Consider the following 22,573-nt stretch of genomic DNA (forward strand, 5'->3'; position numbering starts at 1 on the left):
CTCCTGGACCGGTTAGTTGCGCAGCGGCTTGCCGGTCAGCAACATATGCTCGACCCGGGCCATGGTGCCTTCGTTGCGGACCAGACGCATGAAGCCTTCGCGTTCCAATTCAAGCATGTCGTCTTCGGACAATTCTTCGGTCACATCGGTATCGCCACCGGCAAGAACCTTTGCCAGTTCACCGGCAACAACACGGTCGTAATCGGTTGCCTTGCCAAGGCGGTGGAACCCGTCGACCGCCATTTCAAAGGCAACACGTGCGGACTCGCCCGGTAGGCGATAGGTGAATTCTTCGGGGGCTTCATAGCCATCAACCATCGAAAGTGCCCGTTCCTTGGCATCTGCCAGCAAACGGTTGCGGTTCATGGTGATGCCGTCTGTTTCACGGAAGAACAGGTTTTCCTTGGCTTCCATCGCCGATTTGGCGACCGTCGCAACCGAGATGATTTCAAACGCCTTGGCACTTGGCGCCATCGGGCCTTTAACGAATTTCGGATTTTCCGCCCAACGACGGATCATTTCCTTACATCCGCCCCAAGCCGGGATCAGGCCAACACCGGGTTCAACAAGCCCGATATAGGTTTCCCCGTGTGCCTGAACCGCATCACAATGCAAAAGGACTTCACAGCCACCACCAAGGGCAAGACCACTTGGGGCACCCACCACCGGGAAGGGTGAATATTTCAGGGCCTTGTAGGTGTCCTGTCCGGTTTCAACCAGATTTTCAATTTCCGGCCATGCGGCGATATTGGCGGCAAACAATGCCAGTCCAAGGTTGGCCCCGGCCGAGAAATTGCTGGCTTCGTTGTAAATCACCATCGCCTTGAACTGCTTTTTGACAGTCCGGATCGACGTTTTGATCGCGCCCAGAACATCGCCATCAAGGGCATTCATCTTGGTATGGAATTCAAGACAGGCAACACCGTCACCAATATCCCAAAGCGATGCCGCACGGTTGCCCGTAACGCGCTCGGATTTGCGTTTGATGTCTTCAAGCAGAATGACGCCATCCGGGCGGGTGACTTTGGCGTAGGTGCCGTCAAAACCAAGATAGAACAGATCGCCGTCTTCGACTTTGTAGAATGATTTGCCTGCGGCCTTTTTCAGCAATGGCGGGATTTCAACACCGTCTGCTTCAAGCATGGCAATCAGCGCATCAACACCAATCGCATCAATCAGTTCAAACGGGCCGGTTTTCCAAGCATAGCCAAGCTTCATCGCATCATCGACATCGACAATCGAATTGGCAGCAACTTCGGCAATGAAGGCAGCATAGGCAAGGGTCTTGCCCATGACAGCGCGGCCATATTGACCACCCTTGTCGGTTGCTTCCATCATCTTGCGCGGGTCTTTACCGGCTGCGCGGACGCTTGAAACGCGGGCTTTTTCCGATGGGGAAAAATCACCGGTTTGCAGATCAACCGATTCCTTGACCTTTTGGCCGCCTTCGCGGTTCAGGCGGTAAAACCCGCCTTTGCCTTTGCGCCCGGTATAGCCATCAGCAATCAGTTTACTGACCAGTTCGCTTTCGCGGTAAATCGCGTGGAACGGATCGGATTTATCCAAAAGGCCCGCCATGCTTGATTGCACATGGGGCATCAAATCCAGACCGACCAGATCCATCAAGCCAAACACGCCGGTTTTTGGAATACCGAACGGGCGGCCAATGACACTGTCAGCTTCTTCGACGGTCAGTTTACGATCAACCGCTTCGGTCATGGCGGCCTGAATCCAGTAGACCCCAAGACGGTTGGCGATAAAGCCGGGTTCGTCATGGCAGGTGACACAGGTTTTGCCCAATTTGCGATCGGCAAAATCGGCAACCATGTCAATGACGCCGCCCCGCGTTACATCAGACCCGACCAGTTCCAGCAGACGCATATAGCGCGGCGGGTTGAAGAAATGGGTGATGATGAAGTCCTCGGCGAAGGTCTTATCCATGCCATCGATCAGGGTCGCGAGCGGAATGGTCGATGTATTGGATGAAATCACCGATCCCTTGGCGCGAACCGCATCGATCTTGCGGTAAAGATCCTGCTTGATATCAAGGCGTTCAATGACCGCTTCGATGATCCAGTCACATTTGGCAATCTTATCAAGGTCATCCTCGATATTGCCGCACGTGATCAGTTTTGCGACCCGTTTGGACATGAACGGGGCCGGATCGGTTTTAAGCATTTTGGCAACCGCACCCTCGGCAACCGCATTGCGGTTTTTGGCACCTTCGGGAACGATATCAAGCAACAGGACCGGAGTCCCCGAATTGGCGATATGGGCAGCGATCGAAGCCCCCATAACACCGGCGCCGATAACGGCGACCTGTTTGATGTTGGTCATTACATCGCCTCCAGAATGGTCGCGATTCCCTGACCCCCGCCAATACATTGCGAGGCAAGGGCATATTTGCCGCCATCACGTTTCAAAATGGCCGCGGCCTTGCCAACAATACGCGCACCTGTGGCACCCAGCGGATGGCCAATGGCCAACGCACCCCCATCAATATTGACCTTGGCACTGTCCAGACCAAGATCGGACATGCTTGCGATGGCTTGTGACGAGAATGCTTCGTTCAACTCGGTGACATCAATATCAGAAGCAGACAGACCTGCGCGGGACAGGGCTTTTTTCGATGCGCCAACCGGGCCGATGCCCATGATTTCCGGAAGACAGCCATCGACCGCAACCGATTTGATGCGGGCAAGTGGTGTCAGGCCATGTTTCTTCGCATAGTCTTCCGAGCAAACCAGAACCGCCGATGCCCCGTCGGTCAGCGGCGAAGACGTCCCGGCGGTGACAACGCCGTCGGCCTTGAAGGCCGGTTTCAGATCAGCAAGGCTTTGCGCGGTGGTTTCAGCGCGGATGCAGCCATCTTCGGAAACCACACCGTCTTTGGTCTGGATCGGAATGATTTCATCGGTGAATTTGCCAGCAGTCTGCGCGGCAGCGGCCCTTTTATGGCTTTCAACCGCAAATGCTTCCTGATCACCACGCGACAGGCCGTATTTGGCGGCGACGTTTTCGGCGGTATCGCCCATGCCCATATAGGCTTCTGGCATGGCCTTATAAAGGTCCGGGTTCGGCAGCGGGTTAAAGCCCATCATTGGAACACGGGTCATGCTTTCAACGCCGGCACAGATGAAAACATCGCCTGCGCCAATGGCAATGGCACCAGCCGCCTGATGGATTGATTGCATCGATGATCCACAGAACCGGTTGACGGTAACACCGGCAACAGAACGCGGCAGATCGGCCAGGAAGGTGATAAGCCGGGCAACGTTGAAACCCTGTTCGCCTTCGGGGAAGGCACAGCCAAGGATCAGGTCTTCAATGTCGTTGGGATCAATGCCGGTCTTCGTAATCAGGCCTTTGACTACCTGTGCTGCCAGATCGTCAGGACGAACCTTGGCAAGCGCACCTTTACGGGCCGGGGTGAATGGCGACCGGACATATCCGGCAATTACGGCGTTGGTCATGACTGTGTCTTCCTTCCTGAGCTGTCCTCGTGCCCGATATCGTTATGAAACCGGATCGAGTACTTTTTCTTTAAGCGCATCAACCGATTGCTGTTCGATTTCGCGTAATTCATCCAACGTGACGTCCAGCGCCTGGCGTTGTTCTTCCAGATCGGTAATCCGTTCCCTGACACGCCCCAGCAACATTTTGATCTGTTCTGCCTGGGTTGGGTCCGCGCCATAAAGATCGAGATAATCGGCAATCTCTTTCAGGCTGAACCCAAGTCGCTTGCCCCTTAAAATAAGAAGCAATCTGGCGCGATCCTGGCGGGTATAGACCCGGGTGGTACCGGCACGCTGCGGGTTCAAAAGCCCTTTTTGCTCGTAAAACCGGATGGTGCGCGGCGTAATTCCAAGATCGTCGGCCAATTCGGGAACGGTATAGAACCGGTCATCAAATTTGGTCATTCCTCACCCCTTATCGTATATATTTTTCTCTTAACGTCAATTAGTTTACGTTAACGTCACATTGATTTTTTTCAGTGTGTGTGGTGCGACGTTAACGCGTTGGAACTAATTCGTTTTTTCTTCACGTTTCAGGCGTTCTTCTTCGACCAATTCCTTTTTCGACAATTTGCCGACCATGGTTTTGGGAAGCTCTTCGCGAATTTCGATTTCGCGCGGCATCTCGATTCTTGAAATCTTGTCATCGAGAAACGCCCGAAGATCTTCGGCGGTTACATCCGTGACCCCGTCTTTCAGGCGAACGAACGCCTTGGGAGCTTGCCCGCGATACTGGTCAGGAACCCCGATACAGGTCACTTCGGCAATCTGGTCATGCAAATAAAGGGCTTCTTCGATTGCACGGGGATAAACGTTGTATCCACTGCACAAAATGACGTCCTTTAAGCGGTCAACCAGGAACGTGTAGCCTTGATCATCCTGATATCCGACATCGCCCGTGCGGAGCCAACCATCGATAAATGTATCTTGGGTGGCAGCGTCATTTTGCCAATAACCGGGCATGATGTTCGGGCCGCGTACACAAACTTCGCCTTTTTCGCCAAAGGGCATGGTTTGATCGGAATGTTCCAGCGACCGGATTTCAATTTCGCTGCCTGGCAGGGGAATCCCGATGGATCCTTCCTTGTTCATGCCCTTGACCGGATTGCAGGTGCAAACCGGGCTGGCTTCGGTCAGGCCATAGCCTTCGACAACTTTTGATCCGGTAATTTCTTCAAACCGATGTTTGACTTCGACCGGCAGCGGCGCACCACCAGAAATGCAGCAACTGATATGTGACAGGTCGTGTTTGGGTGTTTCGGGTGAATTATTGATCGCGGTATAGATTGTCGGCACACCGGGGAAGATGGTGGCCTTTTTCTTATCAAGCGATTTTAACAACGCACCCAGTTCAAAGCGCGGATGCAAGACAAGTTCGGCACCGAGATTGATTGATGTATTCAAGGCAACCGTCATCGCAAAGACGTGGAAAAACGGCAAAACGCACAGGGTGACTTCATGCCCCGGATGGGCGTCTGGCATCCATCGGGTCAGCTGATCGACATTGGCACTTAGATTGGCGTGGGTCAGCATCGCCCCTTTGGGACGTCCGGTTGTTCCGCCGGTATATTGCAATACGGCCAGATCATTCACATCAATATCCGCCACGGTATCAATCGGTTTGCAGCCAAGGACACGTGAATAGGGGATGTGACGCAAATCGGTTGGAACGTCGGCCAGTTCGCTTCGTTTAAACAACGAGAACAGAACGCTTTTGACCGGCGGGAGGATGCTGCTCATTTCGCAGACGACAATCCGCTTGAGACAGGTTTCATCCAGACAGGCCGCGACCTTGGGATAGATCTGTTTAAGGTTCAAGGTCACCATCAGGCGACAGCCGGAATCGTCGATCTGATAGGCAATTTCGCGTTTGGCATAGAGCGGGTTGAAATTTACCACCACACCGCCGCATTTCAGGATCGCGTAATAACACACGACATAATATGGCGTGTTGGGCAGGCACAGCCCCACCTTGTCACCTTTGCGGATGCCAAGTTGCTTGAAGCCTTCAGCCGCGCGATCAATCTGATCACTGATCGTTTTGTAATCATAGATCCGGCCAAGAAAATCAATGCATGGACGCAGCGGAAATCGTACGGCGGCCTGATCGAAAATCTCGTGCACGGGACGGGTATGAATGGGGGTGCTGAAATCAACGCCATTCATCAGGGTCGGTGCATCTTGAACGTTTGCTTTATTCACTTGCGTTAACTCCATTACGTTAACGTCACCTTGCGGGCAAAAAAAAGGAACCCGGTCGGGGTAGCAACCGCCACCCCGCGCCGCGACAGTATAGCAGATCAGAACTTGAAGTTCGCCTGCAGAGCGATGATGTCGACATGGGCCTCGTAGTCGGCTCGGAACGTGCCGAGCGTGGAAGTCGTGTGGTCAACGCGAGCTTCATCGGCAAATATATGAGTGTAGCCGAGGCTGACCATTGCCCGATCGGATACCTGATATGAGGCTCCCAATGATGTCCAATACCGGTTTGAATCAGGGAGGCGAACATTGCGATACTGGGTTTTGATGGGCGTTTCGTCAAATGCAATACCACCGGTAAATGCCCAGTTTTCATCATGCTGGTATCGGGCACCAAGCGAACCGAACCATGCACTGCCCCATTTTTAATCTTCAGAACTGCTTGCAGATGCGGCGCCTGCTGCTGCATTGGTTTGGCCGCTAAAATTGAAGGTTAGCGTGTCAATCGTGTTCCAATTGGTCCATTGCGCATCCGCCATTACGGTCCATTGCTCGTCTAGTTTCTGAGCGATGCCGAATGTAATGGACTCGGGTGTTGCAACGGTTGCAGTAGCATCTCTGTCTACATAAGGTGCTGCGAAACCTTCAGCTGCGCTGTCGAAGTCGATTTTACCTTTTAGGTCGTGTTCAACTTCGGAAAGATAGGACAGGCCAAATGTCGTGGATGGGGTCATTTCCCAGTTAATGCCAGCGGTCCAGCCATAATCAAGGGAGTCCCCGCTAACTTTACTGCTGCCTTCGCCTGCGCCAGCAAGGTTATCCACGGCTTTTGAAAGTTCAGCGTCCATATACTGGATCTGAGGTCCTGCACCGATCGACAAGCCATTATCAAAACGATATGCCAGAACAGGTTTCATATTGATGGTCTTGATCGAAGACGTCGTACCGTAAAACCGACCTGCAAAATCACCCTCATAATCCGTCACGAGGCCCCAAGGCGAGGTGATTGAAATTCCGAGGTTCAATTGATCATTGAGCTTCCAAACAGCATGGGCGTTTGGGACGATTGCATCATTAGCCATGTCCTCGTCGCTCGGGCTGCTAAAGTTCTGCCCATTGTTTAGGGTGCCCCCGGATGCAGATACATTTTTTGCCTTGGCAACGGGCCTGATAACTGTGACGCCTGTGCTGTACGTGGTTTCATCATACTGACCAACCGTGCCCGGGTTGTAGGACATCGTCGAAGCATCGGTCGAAAGTGTCGACATCCCCGCAAAACTCGATCCTTGAAGCGTGCCACTGGTTTCACGGACCTGAAAACCCGACGCATGTGCGGTGCCGACACTGGCAAGTGCGCACAAAAGTGCCGTACCCGAAGCAGCCCCCCACAGGCAGCCTTTCTTGAACTGAGACATCTGTTTCTCCCTTAATCTTTAAACGTTTCAAATTCCCGATTTAAAACGCCCGCTTCCTAGTGTTGAAGAGCAATCGCATCGACCCGGATAAAGTCGATGTCGTAACCCTTTCGTTTGAAACTGGTTTTCAGCAGTTTTCCGTCCGTACCATACCAAAGGTCACGTTCGACATCGCCGGACATGACATAATGGGTCGCCGGTGTTTCCCGGTTTTCGACCATCAGTTTTTCTGTGCCGACCTTTCTGGTTTGAACAGCGTAAGGTTCGGCATCAATGACGCTATAGAGATTGGCTTTTCCCGTAACGTCTTCAAGCCACAAGGTAAGTGGCCAGGCCCCGTTACAGGCATCACGTTTCCCGACACCTTTTCCGGCAAGTTGATAGCAACCCTCCTGGTAACTTGCCTGATAGGTGTAGTGTGTGCCGTCATCGTTGGTGGTGGTATCGACGGATATCAACGCATCGCCATCCCAGTGTTCGGTGCGTTGATGGTCGTAATGGAATTGCAAAAACAGCACGCGGACATTGGTCAGTGTTTCAACCGTGACCGTGCGTTTGTTGGCTGTTTGCGTGATTTCGACTTTCTCATAGCCGATCGGTTCCCCGTCCTTCAGGACGCGGAAATTCAGGATTTCACCTGCATATGCCGTTGATAAAACGGCACATTGGGCAAAAAGACCGGTTATTGCGGCCGATACGGTGCGTTTTAGGACGCTTTTCCGCATGTTTCCCCCGTAGAACGGATCAGTTTGGCATTGTCAGTCCAGCATGGATGACAATTTCGCCGCTACTCCCATGGATCCTTTGATCTTCAATTTGCCCAGTGTGAAGGCAAGCATCGGATCAAGTTTTCCAGCGATCAGTTTTTCGAGGTTGGCTTTCTTGATTTTAAGAATGCAATCCGCATCAGAGATATCGTCATCACTGATTTCCGGTTCATCGCCGGTGGCATCGATCACAATATGTCCGTCATCGCCGCAATCAAATGCAATCACAGCATTCAGGCCACGAAGCTTCGGCAGCTTTTCTTTTACGGTGTCGAGGATGTCATCCACGAACGCCTCCCTCATTCAGATGTTGTTTTTTTTATGTTGTGATCTGACTGTAATAGAAAGTGACGTTAACGTAAACTAAATTACTAAAGCGAAACTATAGCGACTAATAAGGCATTGAAATAAAGAAATTTTAAGTTGTGAAACCATTCGAAAAAGGCACAAAAAATCCCGGATCAACCGGGGCTGATCCGGGGTCAATTCCAAAATTCAATGCACCAGATTAAGCATGGTGTTGGGGGTTGGATTCTCCAAGATTTCTCAAAGAAGGTGATCGGCCGAACGACGGATTTCGGCAGTTTTCGGCCAATCTTGACCGCTAGGTAACATCAAGGGCAGTAACGCCGTTGTGCATTTTCCAGTTGCGGGTTGGCCTATGGGAATCGTTGTTGTGCGACTCCGAAATAAGCACGCGAACGGGCTTCGCTTTGACTGCTTTCACGATAGCCTGATGTGGGCGCGATCATCCTGACAAAGTTTTCGCCTTTGCCGGGATGGCGCGGATGTCGTGCTTCATTCTTTTCGGGCTTGCTCATTCTCGTGCAGGATATAGCCAGCACCGGTCCCGATTGCGCCGCCAATAACCGCACCACAGGTTACACAACCACCGGTGATGACCGTGCCAACAACCCCGGCACCGGCACCAATGGCCGCCCCGCTTAGCATTCGCTGGTTCCGGTCATTCAAACCGCTACATGCTGAAAGCCCCAACGTACTGGCAATCGCGATAACCATGGCGACCTGTCGCATTTTCCATACCCTTTCGATCCGTATCCACCGCAGACCATAGGTTGGCCTGTGCCGAGGAATGAGAGCCTGAAGGGGAAATACGAAAGGGGTTTGGCGATATTGGGGGTTATTTCGGGCAGTTAGGGCGATAAAAAGGCGCCAATCCCGCAAGTATGGGGAAATATCGCCCTTTTTCCGCTTTTAAACGCGACTTATGGGGAATTAATCTTCAAAAGTACCGCGCAAAAGGCGTTCTTTACCAGTCATGGCCGGTTTGCCGCGTGCAATGACCGTATCAGGGGCCAACCCGTCATCAAGGATCAGAATATCGGCATCAAAGCCGGTTTTGATTTGTCCCTTGTGGTCGCCAAGCCCCAACATCCGGGCCGGATTGATGGTGATTGGGGCAAGGGCAGTTTCGAGATCAAGTTTTTCTGTTTCGACCAGATCGGCAAATTCACGCCCGATGGTGTCAAACCCGGCAACACTCAGCCCGATCATTGTCCCATTGGCATCAAAATCAGGAAGCGATCCATTGCCATCCGATGTCATGGAAATACGATCAATCGTGACACCATCGCCAAGGCATTCTGCAATGCCCTTGGATGTTTTAACCGCACCGCCATCCTGCGGTTCGGCATCAATGCCGGTGGTGAAATCGATATTGCCACCACGCTTTGCCCAATCCTTGGCAACATCCAGCAAGGCACGTCTTCTGTTCACATGGGTCGGGATGAATTGGCCTATCGGGATTTCGGTTTGATCAATCACAGCCCATAACGGATCAAAATGCCCGGTGCCATCGCCAAGATGGACAACAACAGATCCCGCCTTGCCCGATGTCATCCCCCCAATGCGAGATTGTGATGCAATGCGCGCGATTTCATCAACCGTGCTTTGACTGCTACGATGATCAGAGATCGCTGTTTTCAGGCCAATACAGGCATCGAGAAACGTTACGTCATCACCGATATTGCCGGTAAGGGTCGGGGATGGGACGCGGTAGCCACCGGTAAAGAACCAGGACGATATACCTTCATTCCTCAATGCTTTGGTCTTGGCATAAAGCGATGCGATATGGCGGGTGGCGCCATCCGTACCCAGCAAACCGCACACCGATGTAATGCCCGCTTCGATCAGTTTGCCAACCGCGACTTCGGGTGTGCGGGTGGCAAATCCGCCTTCGCCGCCGCCGCCAATCAAATGGGCATGGCCATCAATAAAGCCCGGAACCGTGGTTTTGCCGCCAAGGTCGATGACGTGCAGATCGGCTGGAACAGAAACAACCAGATCAGGGGCAATGGCGATGATTTTGTCATGACAGATCAGGATATCGTTCACGCCAAGGGGCGTGGGGGCGAAAATATTGGCGTTCTTTAACAGCAGAAACATTATTTAAAACCGTAGCTTGCGGGAAATGTGTGTTGGTTTGCGTGGGGGCGCATATGCGCATCATAGCGATAGTTCATTTCCGTTGAAACGGTTCTGGCAAGCAGATAGCTTTGCAGGCAAATAAAGCAGGACGTCATCCTGCGCCACCAAAAGGAAACGTCATGAGCTTTACCGCCTGGTTGTCCGTTGCAACCATTTGTGTTCTTGGCGCAATGACGCCGGGACCCAGTCTGGCGGTTGTGTTGCGTTACTCTGTCGGACAGTCCCGTCAGGCCGGGTTTGCCTGTGCCGTGGCGCATGGTTTGGGGATCGGCTTTTACGCCGTTATCACCATGACCGGGCTTGGCATTTTGTTTCAAACTGTTCCTGTGTTTCACAATGCGGTGAGCATTCTTGGCGCGATCTATCTGATCTGGCTTGCCATCAAGGCATGGCGGGCCGCAGGGGCAGGTGCGAAGTTTAATGTCGATGGCGCTAATGCGGTTTCGGGATCATTGTTCCAAGCCGCCCGTGACGGGTTCATGATTGCGTTTCTAAACCCCAAGATCGCCCTTTTCTTCCTTGCCTTGTTTAGCCAGTTTGTATCGCCCGAATTCGAATGGAGCAGCAAGTTCCTGCTGGCCTTTACCGCAGCAGCGATCGATGCGGCATGGTACTGCCTTGTGGCGATTGGATTGTCGCACGGGGCTGTCCTGCCATGGTTGCGCGATCATGCAGGATGGATTGAACGGATCATTGCGATTTTGTTCGTACTTGTCGCGCTACGTGTTCTTTGGGGGCTGAGTGCGATATAGACCGACGATGTCAATTTTGATCAATACTTGATCCATCAAACCAGATTTCATACGTGCCACCACCACGGATTAACATGGGTCACACCAGACCCAAACGGAGCCATCCGATGACTGAGAAGACTGCCCCACATGCCGCCCCCAACATTGATGCCGGGCGCGGGTTTAACCGCCTTGGTGCGCATATCTGGTTTTTAATCGCGATCCTGCTTTTGGCGGCCAATATGCGCGGCAGCATCGTCGGGCTTGGCCCGCTTGCCGAAATTATTGGAACGGACCTGTCGCTTTCGGGGACGGAACTTGGTCTGTTAACGACCTTGCCGGTGCTTAGTTTTGGTGTCTTGTCCATTTTTGCCCCGCGATTGGGGCAGCGTTTCGGGATTGAGGCAACTTTGCTTGCGATGTTGCTGTTTATCGCGGTCGGACAGGGGCTTCGCGCCAGTGGTGCCTATGACATCATGGTGATCGGGACGATCATTCTGGGCGCTGCGATTGCAGTCATGAATGTGCTGACACCGTCATTGGTGCGGCGCAGTTTTCCAACCCATGTGGCGTTGGTTACCGCCCTTTATACCTTTACCATGTCAACCGGTGCGACGGTCGCGGCATTCGTTTCTATTCCGATACGAAATGCCGCAGATGGCGATTGGCGCTGGTCGCTTGGTGTTTGGGCAGTGTTTGCCGCGATTGCCTTTGTCTGCTGGTTGCCGATGCTGCGCTATCGCCACAAGACGGTCGCAGCGGCACCGACTATGCAAATATCGCTGTGGAAAAATGTTGAAGCATGGTGGCTGGCCCTGTTTTTCGGGTGCCAGTCGTTGATGTTTTATACCGGCACAGCATGGGTCGCCAAAGTCTTCATCGATCACGGAATTTCCGAGGCCGAAGCCGCGACTCTTTTGACCGTGTTTAACGTATTTGGCATTCCGGCGGCCTTTGCCGCACCGCTGATCTATTCCAAGTTCCGCAATAAAAAACTTGCGATGCTTGTTTTGCATATCCCCCTGATTATTGCGGTTCCCGGCTTTGTCTTTGCCACCACGGAACTGCCGTATCTTTGGGCGGTGTGTCTTGGCCTTGGTCAAGGCTGCATGATCAGTATTGCCCTGACTTTGGTGGGGATGCGTGGTGCTGATCCGCAAACATCGGCCCGGCTTTCGGGCATGGCCCAATCGGTGGGGTATTTGTTTGCCGCCATTGGTCCGGTGCTGTTTGGCGCCCTTCACGATCTTTTGGGCGATTGGCAGGTTGCGCTTTATTTCCTGTTTGTCGTCGTGGCCATCCAGCTAGTCGCTGCGATGCGTGCGGGATCGGCGGAAAAGATCGGCGGAAACTAGCGGCATAAATCAACCAGACAGATAGGTTTCTAACCAAAAGGCTGCATTCCGGAACTTGGAGTGTGGCCTTTTTCACATCATGGAACCTCGGAACGGGGGGATCGCATCTCCGGTGCGATTATGCAGTTGACTTGCATTCTCATTTTCTTATAGGAATGCAAATCATTATTAATATTAAAAAGAAATTGGACAAGGAGTTTGCGATGCCTGACATCGCAGCCAGACCGGAACAGACCGGAAAAGCCGATCAGCCAAGACAGATACAGGTGGAAGAATTGATGCGGGATGACCGAGAGGTCATCATTCTTCATCAAGGGGACGAATACCGCCTTCGTATGACGTCAAACAACAAACTAATTCTGACCAAATAAGGCGTCAAAACGACGCCACACCATTAAATCTGACCAGATTTGCCAGCCAGCGCGCCAGTGCCTCCCTGCACAAGCCAGCCAGCCAGCCGAAATCGGTAAAAGCTGCCTTACAGGGGAAAATCTATGGTTCGAGCCATCTCTGCGCGCCTGCTTTTGGCGACAGTATCCACAATTGCACTTAGCGTCGCGGCACATGCCCAGGAAGCGGCAGATACATCTGCGACCAGTGCGAAAAACGTTACCGGAACTGAAGAACTGCCCGTTGCGGAAACTGTGGTTGCACTTGATGCGATCACGATCACCGCGAACAAGCTGGAAACATCGGCAATTGATGCACCGGCATCGATTTCGATTGTCGATCAGGAAGAACTGGAACGTCGCCAGCCTTCTGATCTGAGTGACATTTTGCGCGGCATGCCCGGGGTTGAGATTTACGGCGGTCCAAGAAGCACGGTTCAGGAACCGATCATTCGTGGTCTGACTGGGGATCGGGTTGTTGTCCGGGTAGATGGTGCGCGTGCCAACATGAGTGTTGGCCACAAAGGGCGCTTTTTCTTTGATCCCGAAGTTCTGAAGTCCGTGGAAGTTTATCGCGGTGCGGCGTCAACGATGCAGGGTACGGGCGCACTTGGCGGGGTGATTGCCCTGACCACCAAGGATGCCGATGATCTGCTTGATCCGGGTCAGAATATCGGTGCGCGTGTGAAGGTGGGATATGCCAGTGTCGATCACGGGCTGACAACGAACGGAATGGTCTATGGTCGCCCGTCCGACAATACCGACATGCTTGTCAGTGTGACCCGCGAAAGCACGGGAAACTTTGAATCCGGGGATGGTGACAAGCAACCTTATACCGATGATGATTACATCAACGGGTTGTTCAAAGGCGGGGTCGACATCAATGATGCAAGTCGTCTGACCCTTACCTTGCAGCGCTATAGCGATGATCACCAATTGCCTGCGGCACCCGATAGCGGTGCTGCTGTTAACGCGACGAGTAACTTTCTTGTAGATCGCGAAAGCGAAGAAACATCACTGGTCCTTGGCTACAGCTATCGGGATTCCAGCAATGACTGGGTTGATGCAAAGCTTAATGCCTATGGCATGCGGACCGATCTGGATGAAAAGCGTGTCAGTGATGGTCGCCATGATGAACGCACCCTTGATACCATCGGACTTGATGGCAACAACACGTCACGGTTTGATCTGGCCGGTCGCGATCTGGCGGTAACGATAGGCGGCGAGCTTTATCAGGATTCACAGGAAGGTCGCCGCAACGGGGTTGCCGTATCCAACCTGTTCCCGGATGCCGATATGGTGATTTATGGCCTGTATGTCGACAACAATCTGGCGCTAACGGACGCGCTTGATGTCACGGCGGGTGTGCGGTTTGATTCATACGATCTGTCTGCTGACGGACAACGTTCGCGCGAAGACAGTGCGATCTCGCCACGCTTCTCGGCAAGCTATCGGGTGACATCGTGGATGCAGCCCTATGTCAGTTATGCCGAGGCCTTCCGTGCACCGGCCATGACTGAAATGTATGCAAGCGGCTATCACTTCCCCGGCAACAATTTTGTCGCGAACCCCGATCTTGAAGCTGAAAAAGCCAAGACGTGGGAATTCGGGACCAATTTCAAGTCGGACAACCTGCTAAGCGCAGGTGATGCCTTCCGTGCCAAGGTTGCCTATTTCCAGAACGATATTAGCGATTATATCGAGCAACAAGGCGCTGTGATGGGCAGTGCGGAAACCAAAAGTGTGAACGTCCCGGAAGCGCAGATCGAAGGGTTCGAAGCAGAACTGTCCTACGATACGGGCGTTGTTTTCGCCGGACTAGCCGGGTCGCGTATTCGCGGTGAAAACACGCAGACAGGTGCAAATCTTTCAAACATTCCTGCCGACAAGGTTTCGGTTTCTGGTGGATATCGCTTTGTTGACGTCGGTGTCGAGCTTGGCGGGCGGGCAAACATGGTTGACCGACTGACCCGGATTTCTTCGGGTGACGAGGTTCCGGGATATGCAACCTTCGATCTTTTTGCCAGCTGGGATGCAAGCGAAACCCTGCCCGGGCTGACGGTGAATGCCGGGATCGATAACATTCTCGATCATAACTATCAGACGGCTGACAACGGACTGTATGAGCCGGGTCGCAACGTAAAAATCTCCGCAAGCATGAAATTCTAGGTCACGGGATCAGGCGATGCAGCTTTTGCATCGCCTGGATCACCGGATCTTTATTGAGAGGTAAAGAAACGCCATGAGTGAAAATAATTTCAAAACCCCATCCGATGCTTGGTCTGCATTTTCTGCGGGTGAGGCAAAAGGATATGCCGTTGATATCGCAGCCGAGCTTGGCCTGAGTGAAGGTGAACTGGTCGCAGCAGGTATTGGCATTAACGTTACCCGTCTTGATGCCGATTGGGGTGACCTGATCAAGCGTCTTGAGGAACTTGGCGAGGTCAAGATCCTTACCCGCAATCCGAGCGTTGTTCATGAAAAAATCGGAACCTTCGGTAAGGTCGGCATCAATGGTGAAATGGGTCTGGTTCTGAACGGGGATGTGGATTTGCGCCTGTTCCTTGGGCGTTGGGGCCATGGGTTTGCCGTTGAAACCAACAACCCACGGGCAGGACGCCGCCGCAGCATCCAGTTCTTTGATCATGAAGGCAAAGCCATTCATAAGGTCTTCCTGACGGCAGAGTCCAATGATGAGGGCTATGACGCGCTGGTCGCTGAATTCAAGGCAGAAAATCAGACACCGGGTATCGAAACCCTGCCGCCATTGCCTAAGTCGGTCACGCGAAAAGATGACGAGGTTGACGTAGAGAACCTTCGGGCACATTGGCGCAAGATGATGGATGTCCATCAGTTCCACGGATTGCTGAAAGATTTCAATGTTGGACGTCAGCAGGGCATGCGTCTTGTCGGCCCAGAATTTGCCGAACGCCTTAGCAATGAGTCACTGAAAACCATGTTGGAAAAGGCATCCGAAAGCAGCCTGCCGATTATGGTGTTTGTCGGTAATAGCGGGGCGATCCAGATCCATACCGGTCCGGTGAAAAACATCCGTGAAATGGGTGACTGGATCAATGTTATGGACCCGCGTTTCACCCTGCATCTGCGCATGGATATGATTGCCGAGGCATGGATTGTCCGTAAACCGATCCGCGAAGGTGTTGTTACCACGGTCGAGCTTTATGATTCTGATCTGAACAATTTTGTCATTTTCTGTGGCGAGCGTCCGCCAAAGGAATCTGAAAATCCGGCATGGCAGGCATTGGCCGAAAGCCTTCCGCGTTTCGATGCCGCACTGCAAGCAGTTGCGGAGTAACCGATGCAGCACCGTTTCATCATCTTTTTAATCGCCCTGACCGGTTTTATCGGTTTTGGGGTGCCAAGTTTTGCCGCCGATCGTCCCAGCCGCGTTATCACGGTTGGGGCACCGGCGACTGAAATTGTCTTTGCCCTTGGGGCGGGCAACAGTGTGATTGCAACAGATACCACCAGCATGCGGCCCGAACCGGTTCCTGATCTGCCCAAGGTCGGTTATATGCGGCAATTGGCCTCCGAAGGCATCATCAGTCTGCAACCCGATCTGATCGTTGTGGTCGAAAAAGCCGGTCCGGACACGGTGCTGCAGGAACTTGACGGTCTTGGAATACCAATTCTCAAATTGCCGTCCCTTGATGAAATGAAAAACCTTCCGGCTGCAATTGCCCTTGTCGGGGATGCGCTGGGACGTCCGGACGAGGCGGCCAGCCTTGGCCGGAAGGTTCAAGATGACATTTCAAATCTGGGCGGGGCTTCTGCCGATCCACGGCCAAGCATTGTCTTTTTGATGGCGGTCGGGCATGGCCAACCGCTTTCGGGTGGGAACCATACGACTGCCAACGAAATCATTGGTCTGATTGGTGGGGAAAACACCATGGCGGCCTTTGATGGTTACAAGCCGGTTTCACCAGAAGTGATTGCATCTGATCGATCAGATTATGTTCTGATCGCGCAATCGACGATTGATGGTCTGGGTGGTCTGGGTGGTTTGAAAGAACATCCTATTCTGGGCCTGAACAAGGCGGTTGCCGCAGGTAACGTGTTGTCGGTTTCGTCTTCGACGATTCTGGGTTTCGGGCCGGAATCCGCATCGGAAATTCGCCAGATTGCTGAAACACTGCATCAAAAAGAACAGGGGCAGTGAGCGCGTGAAGCAGATGGTGGCATCGTTTCATAATCATGTGCCGATCCGTGGGCCGGGTGTGGTTTTGATTCTTCTGATGTTTGGATTGATTGCTGCGGCGATTGTTTCACTTGGTACAGGCGGTGCGGCAATCGCGTGGGGGGATGTAGTCGGTCATATCGCACATCGTATCGGTTTTGCCAGTACAGGCATTGATGCGTTTGACGCACGTGTGCTTGATACGCTGCGTCTGCCGCGCATCTTGCGGGCCATAGTGATCGGTTCGGGTCTTGGACTTGCCGGGGCGGTGATGCAAAGCCTGTTTCGCAATCCGATTGCCGATCCCGGTATCATCGGGGTGTCGGCCAGTGCTGCCTTGGGGGCGGTGGCGATGATTGTGGCAGGTCACATCATTCTGGGAAGTCATTATCCGGTTGTCGGGCCATATGGTGTGCCGGTTGCGGCCTTTGGCGGTGCTGTTTTGGCGACCGGTATTATCCGGATTTTATCGCGTCAGGATGGTCAGACAGATGCGGCAATCATGTTGCTGATCGGGGTCGCGATCAATGCCATCGCCTTTGCCGGGGTTGGTGTCTTTACCTATATGGCTGACGATGCCCAATTGCGCAGTCTGACATTCTGGCAGATGGGGGCTTTGTCGGGCAATGGTCCGGCCGATACACCTGCCTTGGTCGTGATGACGGTTGGTGTGTTGTATCTTTTGCGGTTGGGCACGCCGCTTAATCTGTTTTTACTGGGCGAGGCCGAAGCACGCCATCTGGGGGTGGAGGTTGAACATCTTAAACGCAGGGCAACGGTTGTCACCGCACTTGTGGTGGGGGCTGGGGTTGCTGTGTCAGGCATTATCGGCTTTGTCGGGTTGGTCGCGCCGCATCTGGTGCGCTTGGTAACGGGGCCGGATAATCGCTATGTCCTGCCGGCATCGGCAATATGTGGTGCGATCATCCTGACCTGTGCCGACGCGGTGGCCCGGATCATTGTTCTTCCGGCGGAACTGCCGATTGGTCTGGTGACCGGTATTGTCGGCGGGCCCTTTTTCCTTGGACTTTTGATGCGCGAAAAGAAAAGGCGTCGGCTATGAGTCTGATTGCGGACAACATCAGTTTCATGGCCCGTGGGCGTCATCTTCTGCGCGATATTTCTGTTTCGGTGGAAGTTGGCAAAGTACTTGCTGTGCTGGGGCCAAACGGGGCGGGAAAATCCACCTTGTTGAAAGTTCTTTCAGGAGAAATTCATGTAGCAAAGGGAACTGTAACCCAGAACGGGCGGGCGATTGCCGCAATCCCCGCCCTTCAATTGGCGCAAGAACGTGCTGTGATGCCACAGGCAGCGTCGATGACATTCCCGTTTGTGGTCCGCGATGTTGTTGCCCTTGGACGGTCGCCTTTTCGCAAACTTTCGACAAGGCAGTTTGATCAGCGACTGGTGCAACGCGCCATTACGCTTGCCGATATTGATCATCTGAGTGATCGGGCGTATCCGGCCCTTTCAGGCGGGGAAAAACAGCGTGTGCATCTTGCACGTGCGTTGGTTCAGGTGTGGGGCATGGACGGGGCCAAAACCGTGACCTCGGCGCAACATCCTGACGGCGTGGAAGTTGGTTCTCCGACAACAAGCGGCCGGTTCTTGCTGCTGGACGAGCCGACCTCGGGGCTTGATGTTTCCCATCAACATGCTTTGTTGGCCGTTGCGCGACGAGAAGCGCGGGAAAATGGCATCGGTGTTCTTATGATCCTGCATGATTTCAATCAGGTCACGGCCTATGCCGACCGGGTTGTTGTTTTGCAAAAGGGTGAAATGGTTGCGCAAGGTTTTGTGGACGATGTCATGCGCCCTGATTTGCTGTCAGACGTGTTTAACAGTCCGATCCGGGCGGTTCCTGATCCGAAAGGTGGTGCCGTTCTGGTCAGTCAGGCGAGTATTAGAAACCGCACTAAGTGATAATTTCGCGGGCTTCTGCAGCCAGTTGCTTAAGTGCTGCGAGAACGTCGATGGTGGCGGTTTCCATTTTTGAAAACGCGGCCTCGGCGGCGTCGGTGTCGTGATTGGCATAGGCCAACAGAGCCGCGTGTCCGGCTTTGTGTTGCATGTCATGGGGGGCACGAACGGCGGCAAATCCGGGGAGTTTGCGGAAGGGTTCGGCAGCATCGCTGTCATACCATTTGCCAAACCGGCAGGTTTCAGACGCCCCCATATCGACCTTGGCCGGATCGGTCAGGCCGGCAAGAACTTCGGCAATTGCCTTGAAATAAACCGCATGTTCGGCGCGTGCACTGCGGATGGTGCGGTTGGGAATGTCATAGCGCACCAGTTCGGAGACTTGCTGATCAATCAGATGTTCGACTTCGCCGACGGTTTCAATCGCCGATCTGATCGCACTGACCTGTCCGCCGGTTTGATTGGCAATGCCCGTAATGCCGCTACGCACCGCATCGGTTGCGCGGTTCTGTTCATCAAGAATGTTGGAAATATCGGCAATGCGTCGGGTGGTGTCTTCCATCTTGGTGCCAATGTCACCGATTTCACGGGCCACTTCGCCCATAACGTCCTGACCGCGTGAAACGGCCTCGGTGCCTAAATTCATGGCATCGACAATGCCACGGGTTTCGTCCTGAAGATTGGCGATACGGATTCGGATTTCGTCGGTTGCGCGTGCGGTTTGCTGGCTGAGGGCTTTGACCTCGTTGGCGACAACGGCAAAACCCTTGCCCGCATCACCCGCGCGGGCCGCTTCAATCGTTGCATTAAGCGCCAAAAGATTTGTTTCGGCGGCAATGGCTTCGATGGATTCAATGATCTCACCGATTTTTGCCGATGCTTCGGCCAGGATATCAACCCGCTGTGCGGCATCGCTGACGGCGTTGGCAATTTCATCCATGCTGTTCACAGCACCTTTGACGGTTTCCTGGCCGGTGCGGGTGACATTAATCGCATCTTCGGCATTATCCGCCGCCATCCGGCCATTTTCGGCAATGTGGCTGATGCCTGATACCATTTGATCAACGGCAGCCGAGATTGATTGTGCTTGCCGATCGACATCTTCGATCACGTTCATCATCCGTGCATTGGAAATCGCACTTTCATTGATCGCAACCGACAGATCCATGGTGCGATCAAGCTGCTGATCAGCAAAGGCATTTTCCGATGCGGTATGGCGTTTTTGCGCGCTGGCATCACAATAGGCCGTCAGGGTCAGTTCGATATCAAGCAGCATCACCGAAGTCAGTGACGTGACGATTTTGGCGGCTTCGCCTGCGCGCCAGCGAAATTTGACAATGATGGTTTCAATCAGCGCATCGGTCACCGCGTTATAGGCGGCAATATAAAGCTTGGGTGTGATGCCAAATTCTTCATGGCGTTCACCAATGGCGATGGATTGGTGAACAAAATCATCGTCAATTTTACCGTCAAACAATTTCTGCCAGTGGCGCTGAAGGGTGTTTGTCAAATCAAGCAATTTGTCGTCCGGGATGGCAGTCTGGCCGGGGTCGGGTTTGTTCTGAATGTTCTGATAAAAGATTTGTGCCCGTTTGGCGGAACCGTCTTGGATCTCTTTTGATGCCCGGCGCAAAATATCAAAAGTGGTGGGGAGGACGTTGTAGCGTTCAAGACGATCTTCAAGCAGCGACAAGGCCTATCCCCTTTTATTCAGTCCCTGGGGGCATGATCCAGACACATGACCCAGAACGCAGATATGACGGTGCTGTCCGTCAGAATGACTGATCTTATACGTTAGAATGTAGACTGTAGGGTTGCGTATTGCGTTCATCAACAAAATTTAATGATGCGCGCTTCGGCGGGGGAAATTTGGCGCAATGCCGTCAAAGGGTGCTGTCAATTCGCGGATCAATCGTTGGAAAGACCGTCATCAGCATCGATATTGATATCGTCAAGTGCGGCGGCAACACTGACGACCTTGTCACGACCGGCCTTTTTCGCACTATAGAGCGCATAGTCAGCACGTTTATAAACGTCTTCGCTATCGTCACCGTCGGCAATTTCGGTCACGCCGAAACTGGCGGTTATGGAAATGATCTGGTCGTCGTAATTGATTATGGTTTCTTTGATGTTGTGGCGGATGCGCTGACATGCCCTTTGGGCTTCAGAAATGCTGGTATTGGGCAGAATCATGGCGAATTCTTCACCGCCAATCCGCGCGACCTTGTCTTTGGACCTGCATGCCTTCAGCAAAAGTCCGCCGACAGATGACAGAACCAGATCACCGCAGGGATGGCCATAGCGGTCATTGATTTCCTTGAAGTCATCAAGATCGATCACGACAAATGAAGTCGGGGTACTTTGGTCCTTGCTGGTCTGGATGTAACGCGGCAGTTCTTCAAACAATGTCGCCCGTTGCCAGACACCGGTATGAGCGTCTTTGCGGGCCATTTCCCGTTCGATCAGCAATTGTTTGTTTTTATTGCGCAATGTCGCGTTGAGTTCTTCAAACCTGTGCTTGGATACAGAGTTCAGGGTCAGGAACCGCATTAAAATATGACTTGGCCGATTGCCATTTAGCTGCAGCATGGAAGCCTGCAACGGTATGCGATCCTGATCACTGCTGTTTGCAGTATCGGGCATTTGCAGGGTGGCGGGGAAAATGCCGCTTTGGGATTTGCACAGCGAAATGATCTTGTTGAGTTGTTCTTCATTGGTCGGGAAGACGTCAAAAATGCTCATACCGTCGATTTTGGTGCTGTCCGTCGCACCGGTTTTTTGAAGAAAGACAAGCATGGCCTTGTTGGTCGCCGTGACTGTTCCGTTGCCTGCGCACAGCATGACCGGGTCGCTGATTGCACCGATAAGTGCTCTCGCCGTGTGGGCGACAAGTTTTGGGAGGCTGTCAGTCATCTTCCCTGAAATACTCACGCCCATCAATTGCATCCAGAGACTCCGACGGGGCCAGTCGGATCACAACACGGCAGCCCGGATCACCCTGGGCGATGGTTTCTTCAAGCTCCACGCGGGCATATCCCAGATTTTCAGCCGCGATTTTCCCAAATACGTTCGATGTCATCATGCACATCGATTTGCGTCCAATCACCGCCTTGCCAAACGGGCAGGCCGAATTGACCAGAACAATGGTATTGCCGGTGACTTCCGAGACACGAAAACCGCCATCAATCCGTTTTTTGAGATCGACCAAGGCATGACACACCTGATCGATGTTCATTTTGTCGGTTTTGAATTCCCGACGATATTGATCATTCAGATTTTTGCCGATCGTCGCGCCGACGACGCTGATCATGCCAGATGCTTCTTCCAGACCAATCAGGTCCTGAAGTGTGCCGCTCAGACCACGGATAAGGTCAATCAGGAACGTTTCCTTATCCAGATCAACACCGTCAGTAGATGCAAGTTCACTGGTCATTTTGCCTGGGCACTCATTTTGCATCGGGATTTGGCGACTGGCACGGGTTTGTTTTCACGTGCGAATTACAGAAAACCGACTTTGAAAGAAACAAATCAACGGGAACAATGGTTTGTTGTCGTCCAGTTTAATTTGGGATTTCGCAACATCAGTTCAAGAAGACAATGCCAGTATATTAATCGTCATTCCTGTATGACCGATCA

The 22,573-nt window shown here is 52.9% G+C and carries 19 protein-coding genes and 1 pseudogene; 8 read left to right on the plus strand and 12 right to left on the minus strand.

Annotated elements, in window-relative coordinates; genetic code table 11:
- Nucleotides 1–12: 12 nt before the first annotated feature.
- The 9 genes and pseudogenes from RIC05_RS05870 to iadA all read right to left on the minus strand — a co-directional run bounded on the left by RIC05_RS05870 (nucleotide 13) and on the right by iadA (nucleotide 10,302).
- On the minus strand, nucleotides 13–2,337 hold the full coding sequence (locus RIC05_RS05870; RefSeq protein WP_350044952.1) for a 3-hydroxyacyl-CoA dehydrogenase/enoyl-CoA hydratase family protein: 2,325 nt from the start codon (nucleotides 2,335–2,337) through the stop codon (nucleotides 13–15).
- Nucleotides 2,337–3,473: a thiolase family protein gene (locus RIC05_RS05875; RefSeq protein WP_350044951.1), complete on the minus strand. Its 1,137-nt coding sequence runs from the start codon at nucleotides 3,471–3,473 to the stop codon at nucleotides 2,337–2,339. The genes RIC05_RS05870 and RIC05_RS05875 overlap by 1 nt, the downstream gene beginning before the upstream one ends.
- A gap of 42 nt (nucleotides 3,474–3,515) precedes the next feature.
- Nucleotides 3,516–3,920, minus strand: a complete 405-nt coding sequence (locus RIC05_RS05880) for a MerR family transcriptional regulator (RefSeq protein WP_350044950.1) — start codon at nucleotides 3,918–3,920, stop codon at nucleotides 3,516–3,518.
- Between the two features lie 105 nt (nucleotides 3,921–4,025).
- Complete coding sequence (locus tag RIC05_RS05885) at nucleotides 4,026–5,717, minus strand: long-chain-fatty-acid--CoA ligase (RefSeq protein ID WP_350044949.1); 1,692 nt, start codon at nucleotides 5,715–5,717, stop codon at nucleotides 4,026–4,028.
- Nucleotides 5,718–5,815: 98 nt separating this feature from the next.
- A pseudogene (locus tag RIC05_RS05890) lies at nucleotides 5,816–7,129 on the minus strand (OmpP1/FadL family transporter).
- Nucleotides 7,130–7,185: 56 nt separating this feature from the next.
- The gene (locus tag RIC05_RS05895) at nucleotides 7,186–7,854 is read right to left on the minus strand and encodes a DUF6134 family protein (protein WP_350044948.1); all 669 of its coding nucleotides are present in this window, start codon (nucleotides 7,852–7,854) and stop codon (nucleotides 7,186–7,188) included.
- A 33-nt stretch (nucleotides 7,855–7,887) separates the two neighbouring features.
- Nucleotides 7,888–8,184 carry an SCP2 sterol-binding domain-containing protein gene (locus RIC05_RS05900; protein ID WP_350044947.1) on the minus strand — a complete coding sequence of 99 codons (297 nt, stop codon included), beginning with the start codon at nucleotides 8,182–8,184 and terminating at the stop codon, nucleotides 7,888–7,890.
- Between the two features lie 510 nt (nucleotides 8,185–8,694).
- On the minus strand, nucleotides 8,695–8,931 hold the full coding sequence (locus RIC05_RS05905; protein WP_350043599.1) for a YMGG-like glycine zipper-containing protein: 237 nt from the start codon (nucleotides 8,929–8,931) through the stop codon (nucleotides 8,695–8,697).
- Nucleotides 8,932–9,132: 201 nt separating this feature from the next.
- Nucleotides 9,133–10,302, minus strand: coding sequence for a beta-aspartyl-peptidase (gene iadA / locus RIC05_RS05910; protein WP_350044946.1), 1,170 nt, complete (start codon nucleotides 10,300–10,302; stop codon nucleotides 9,133–9,135).
- Nucleotides 10,303–10,463: 161 nt separating this feature from the next.
- On the opposite strand from iadA, the gene RIC05_RS05915 reads away from it, so the two are divergent.
- The 8 genes from RIC05_RS05915 (at nucleotide 10,464) to RIC05_RS05950 (ending at nucleotide 18,940) form a co-directional block, all read left to right on the plus strand.
- Complete coding sequence (locus RIC05_RS05915; RefSeq protein ID WP_350044945.1) at nucleotides 10,464–11,096, plus strand: LysE family translocator; 633 nt, start codon at nucleotides 10,464–10,466, stop codon at nucleotides 11,094–11,096.
- A gap of 107 nt (nucleotides 11,097–11,203) precedes the next feature.
- Nucleotides 11,204–12,430: a CynX/NimT family MFS transporter gene (locus RIC05_RS05920; protein ID WP_350044944.1), complete on the plus strand. Its 1,227-nt coding sequence runs from the start codon at nucleotides 11,204–11,206 to the stop codon at nucleotides 12,428–12,430.
- Between the two features lie 203 nt (nucleotides 12,431–12,633).
- The gene (gene hemP / locus RIC05_RS05925; protein WP_350044943.1) at nucleotides 12,634–12,801 is read left to right on the plus strand and encodes a hemin uptake protein HemP; all 168 of its coding nucleotides are present in this window, start codon (nucleotides 12,634–12,636) and stop codon (nucleotides 12,799–12,801) included.
- Between the two features lie 123 nt (nucleotides 12,802–12,924).
- A complete protein-coding gene (locus tag RIC05_RS05930) occupies nucleotides 12,925–14,988 on the plus strand; it encodes a TonB-dependent hemoglobin/transferrin/lactoferrin family receptor (RefSeq protein WP_350044942.1) in 2,064 nt (687 codons plus the stop codon).
- A gap of 73 nt (nucleotides 14,989–15,061) precedes the next feature.
- A complete protein-coding gene (locus RIC05_RS05935) occupies nucleotides 15,062–16,135 on the plus strand; it encodes a hemin-degrading factor (protein ID WP_350044941.1) in 1,074 nt (357 codons plus the stop codon).
- 3 nt (nucleotides 16,136–16,138) lie between these two features.
- Nucleotides 16,139–16,999 carry a heme/hemin ABC transporter substrate-binding protein gene (locus RIC05_RS05940; protein ID WP_350044940.1) on the plus strand — a complete coding sequence of 287 codons (861 nt, stop codon included), beginning with the start codon at nucleotides 16,139–16,141 and terminating at the stop codon, nucleotides 16,997–16,999.
- 13 nt (nucleotides 17,000–17,012) lie between these two features.
- Nucleotides 17,013–18,080, plus strand: coding sequence for a FecCD family ABC transporter permease (locus RIC05_RS05945; protein ID WP_350045335.1), 1,068 nt, complete (start codon nucleotides 17,013–17,015; stop codon nucleotides 18,078–18,080).
- A complete protein-coding gene (locus RIC05_RS05950; protein WP_350044939.1) occupies nucleotides 18,077–18,940 on the plus strand; it encodes a heme ABC transporter ATP-binding protein in 864 nt (287 codons plus the stop codon). The genes RIC05_RS05945 and RIC05_RS05950 overlap by 4 nt, the downstream gene beginning before the upstream one ends.
- On the opposite strand, the gene RIC05_RS05955 is transcribed toward RIC05_RS05950, so the two are convergent.
- From RIC05_RS05955 to RIC05_RS05965, 3 genes are all read right to left on the minus strand, one after another.
- Complete coding sequence (locus tag RIC05_RS05955) at nucleotides 18,933–20,630, minus strand: methyl-accepting chemotaxis protein (protein WP_350044938.1); 1,698 nt, start codon at nucleotides 20,628–20,630, stop codon at nucleotides 18,933–18,935. The two genes, RIC05_RS05950 and RIC05_RS05955, sit on opposite strands and share 8 nt — an antisense overlap.
- Nucleotides 20,631–20,845: 215 nt before the next feature.
- Entirely contained in the window at nucleotides 20,846–21,850 is a 1,005-nt protein-coding gene (locus tag RIC05_RS05960; RefSeq protein WP_350044937.1) for a GGDEF domain-containing protein, read from the minus strand.
- A complete protein-coding gene (locus tag RIC05_RS05965) occupies nucleotides 21,843–22,370 on the minus strand; it encodes a methanogen output domain 1-containing protein (RefSeq protein ID WP_350044936.1) in 528 nt (175 codons plus the stop codon). Before RIC05_RS05965 ends, RIC05_RS05960 begins: the two co-directional genes overlap by 8 nt.
- Nucleotides 22,371–22,573 lie beyond the last annotated feature (203 nt).

It is taken from the genome of Thalassospira sp. (genome assembly GCF_040218635.1).
Lineage (GTDB): Bacteria > Pseudomonadota > Alphaproteobacteria > Rhodospirillales > Thalassospiraceae > Thalassospira.

What these genes read in the sequence shown, in the direction of transcription:
- RIC05_RS05870 (WP_350044952.1), bottom strand. Translation starts at nt 2,337, where the DNA reads ATGACCAACATCAAACAGGTCGCCGTTATCGGCGCCGGTGTTATGGGG.
- RIC05_RS05875 (WP_350044951.1), bottom strand. Translation starts at nt 3,473, where the DNA reads ATGACCAACGCCGTAATTGCCGGATATGTCCGGTCGCCATTCACCCCG.
- RIC05_RS05880 (WP_350044950.1), bottom strand. Translation starts at nt 3,920, where the DNA reads ATGACCAAATTTGATGACCGGTTCTATACCGTTCCCGAATTGGCCGAC.
- RIC05_RS05895 (WP_350044948.1), bottom strand. Translation starts at nt 7,854, where the DNA reads ATGCGGAAAAGCGTCCTAAAACGCACCGTATCGGCCGCAATAACCGGT.
- RIC05_RS05905 (WP_350043599.1), bottom strand. Translation starts at nt 8,931, where the DNA reads ATGCGACAGGTCGCCATGGTTATCGCGATTGCCAGTACGTTGGGGCTT.
- iadA (WP_350044946.1), bottom strand. Translation starts at nt 10,302, where the DNA reads ATGTTTCTGCTGTTAAAGAACGCCAATATTTTCGCCCCCACGCCCCTT.
- RIC05_RS05915 (WP_350044945.1), top strand. Translation starts at nt 10,464, where the DNA reads ATGAGCTTTACCGCCTGGTTGTCCGTTGCAACCATTTGTGTTCTTGGC.
- RIC05_RS05920 (WP_350044944.1), top strand. Translation starts at nt 11,204, where the DNA reads ATGACTGAGAAGACTGCCCCACATGCCGCCCCCAACATTGATGCCGGG.
- hemP (WP_350044943.1), top strand. Translation starts at nt 12,634, where the DNA reads ATGCCTGACATCGCAGCCAGACCGGAACAGACCGGAAAAGCCGATCAG.
- RIC05_RS05930 (WP_350044942.1), top strand. Translation starts at nt 12,925, where the DNA reads ATGGTTCGAGCCATCTCTGCGCGCCTGCTTTTGGCGACAGTATCCACA.
- RIC05_RS05935 (WP_350044941.1), top strand. Translation starts at nt 15,062, where the DNA reads ATGAGTGAAAATAATTTCAAAACCCCATCCGATGCTTGGTCTGCATTT.
- RIC05_RS05940 (WP_350044940.1), top strand. Translation starts at nt 16,139, where the DNA reads ATGCAGCACCGTTTCATCATCTTTTTAATCGCCCTGACCGGTTTTATC.
- RIC05_RS05945 (WP_350045335.1), top strand. Translation starts at nt 17,013, where the DNA reads ATGGTGGCATCGTTTCATAATCATGTGCCGATCCGTGGGCCGGGTGTG.
- RIC05_RS05950 (WP_350044939.1), top strand. Translation starts at nt 18,077, where the DNA reads ATGAGTCTGATTGCGGACAACATCAGTTTCATGGCCCGTGGGCGTCAT.
- RIC05_RS05960 (WP_350044937.1), bottom strand. Translation starts at nt 21,850, where the DNA reads ATGACTGACAGCCTCCCAAAACTTGTCGCCCACACGGCGAGAGCACTT.
- RIC05_RS05965 (WP_350044936.1), bottom strand. Translation starts at nt 22,370, where the DNA reads ATGACCAGTGAACTTGCATCTACTGACGGTGTTGATCTGGATAAGGAA.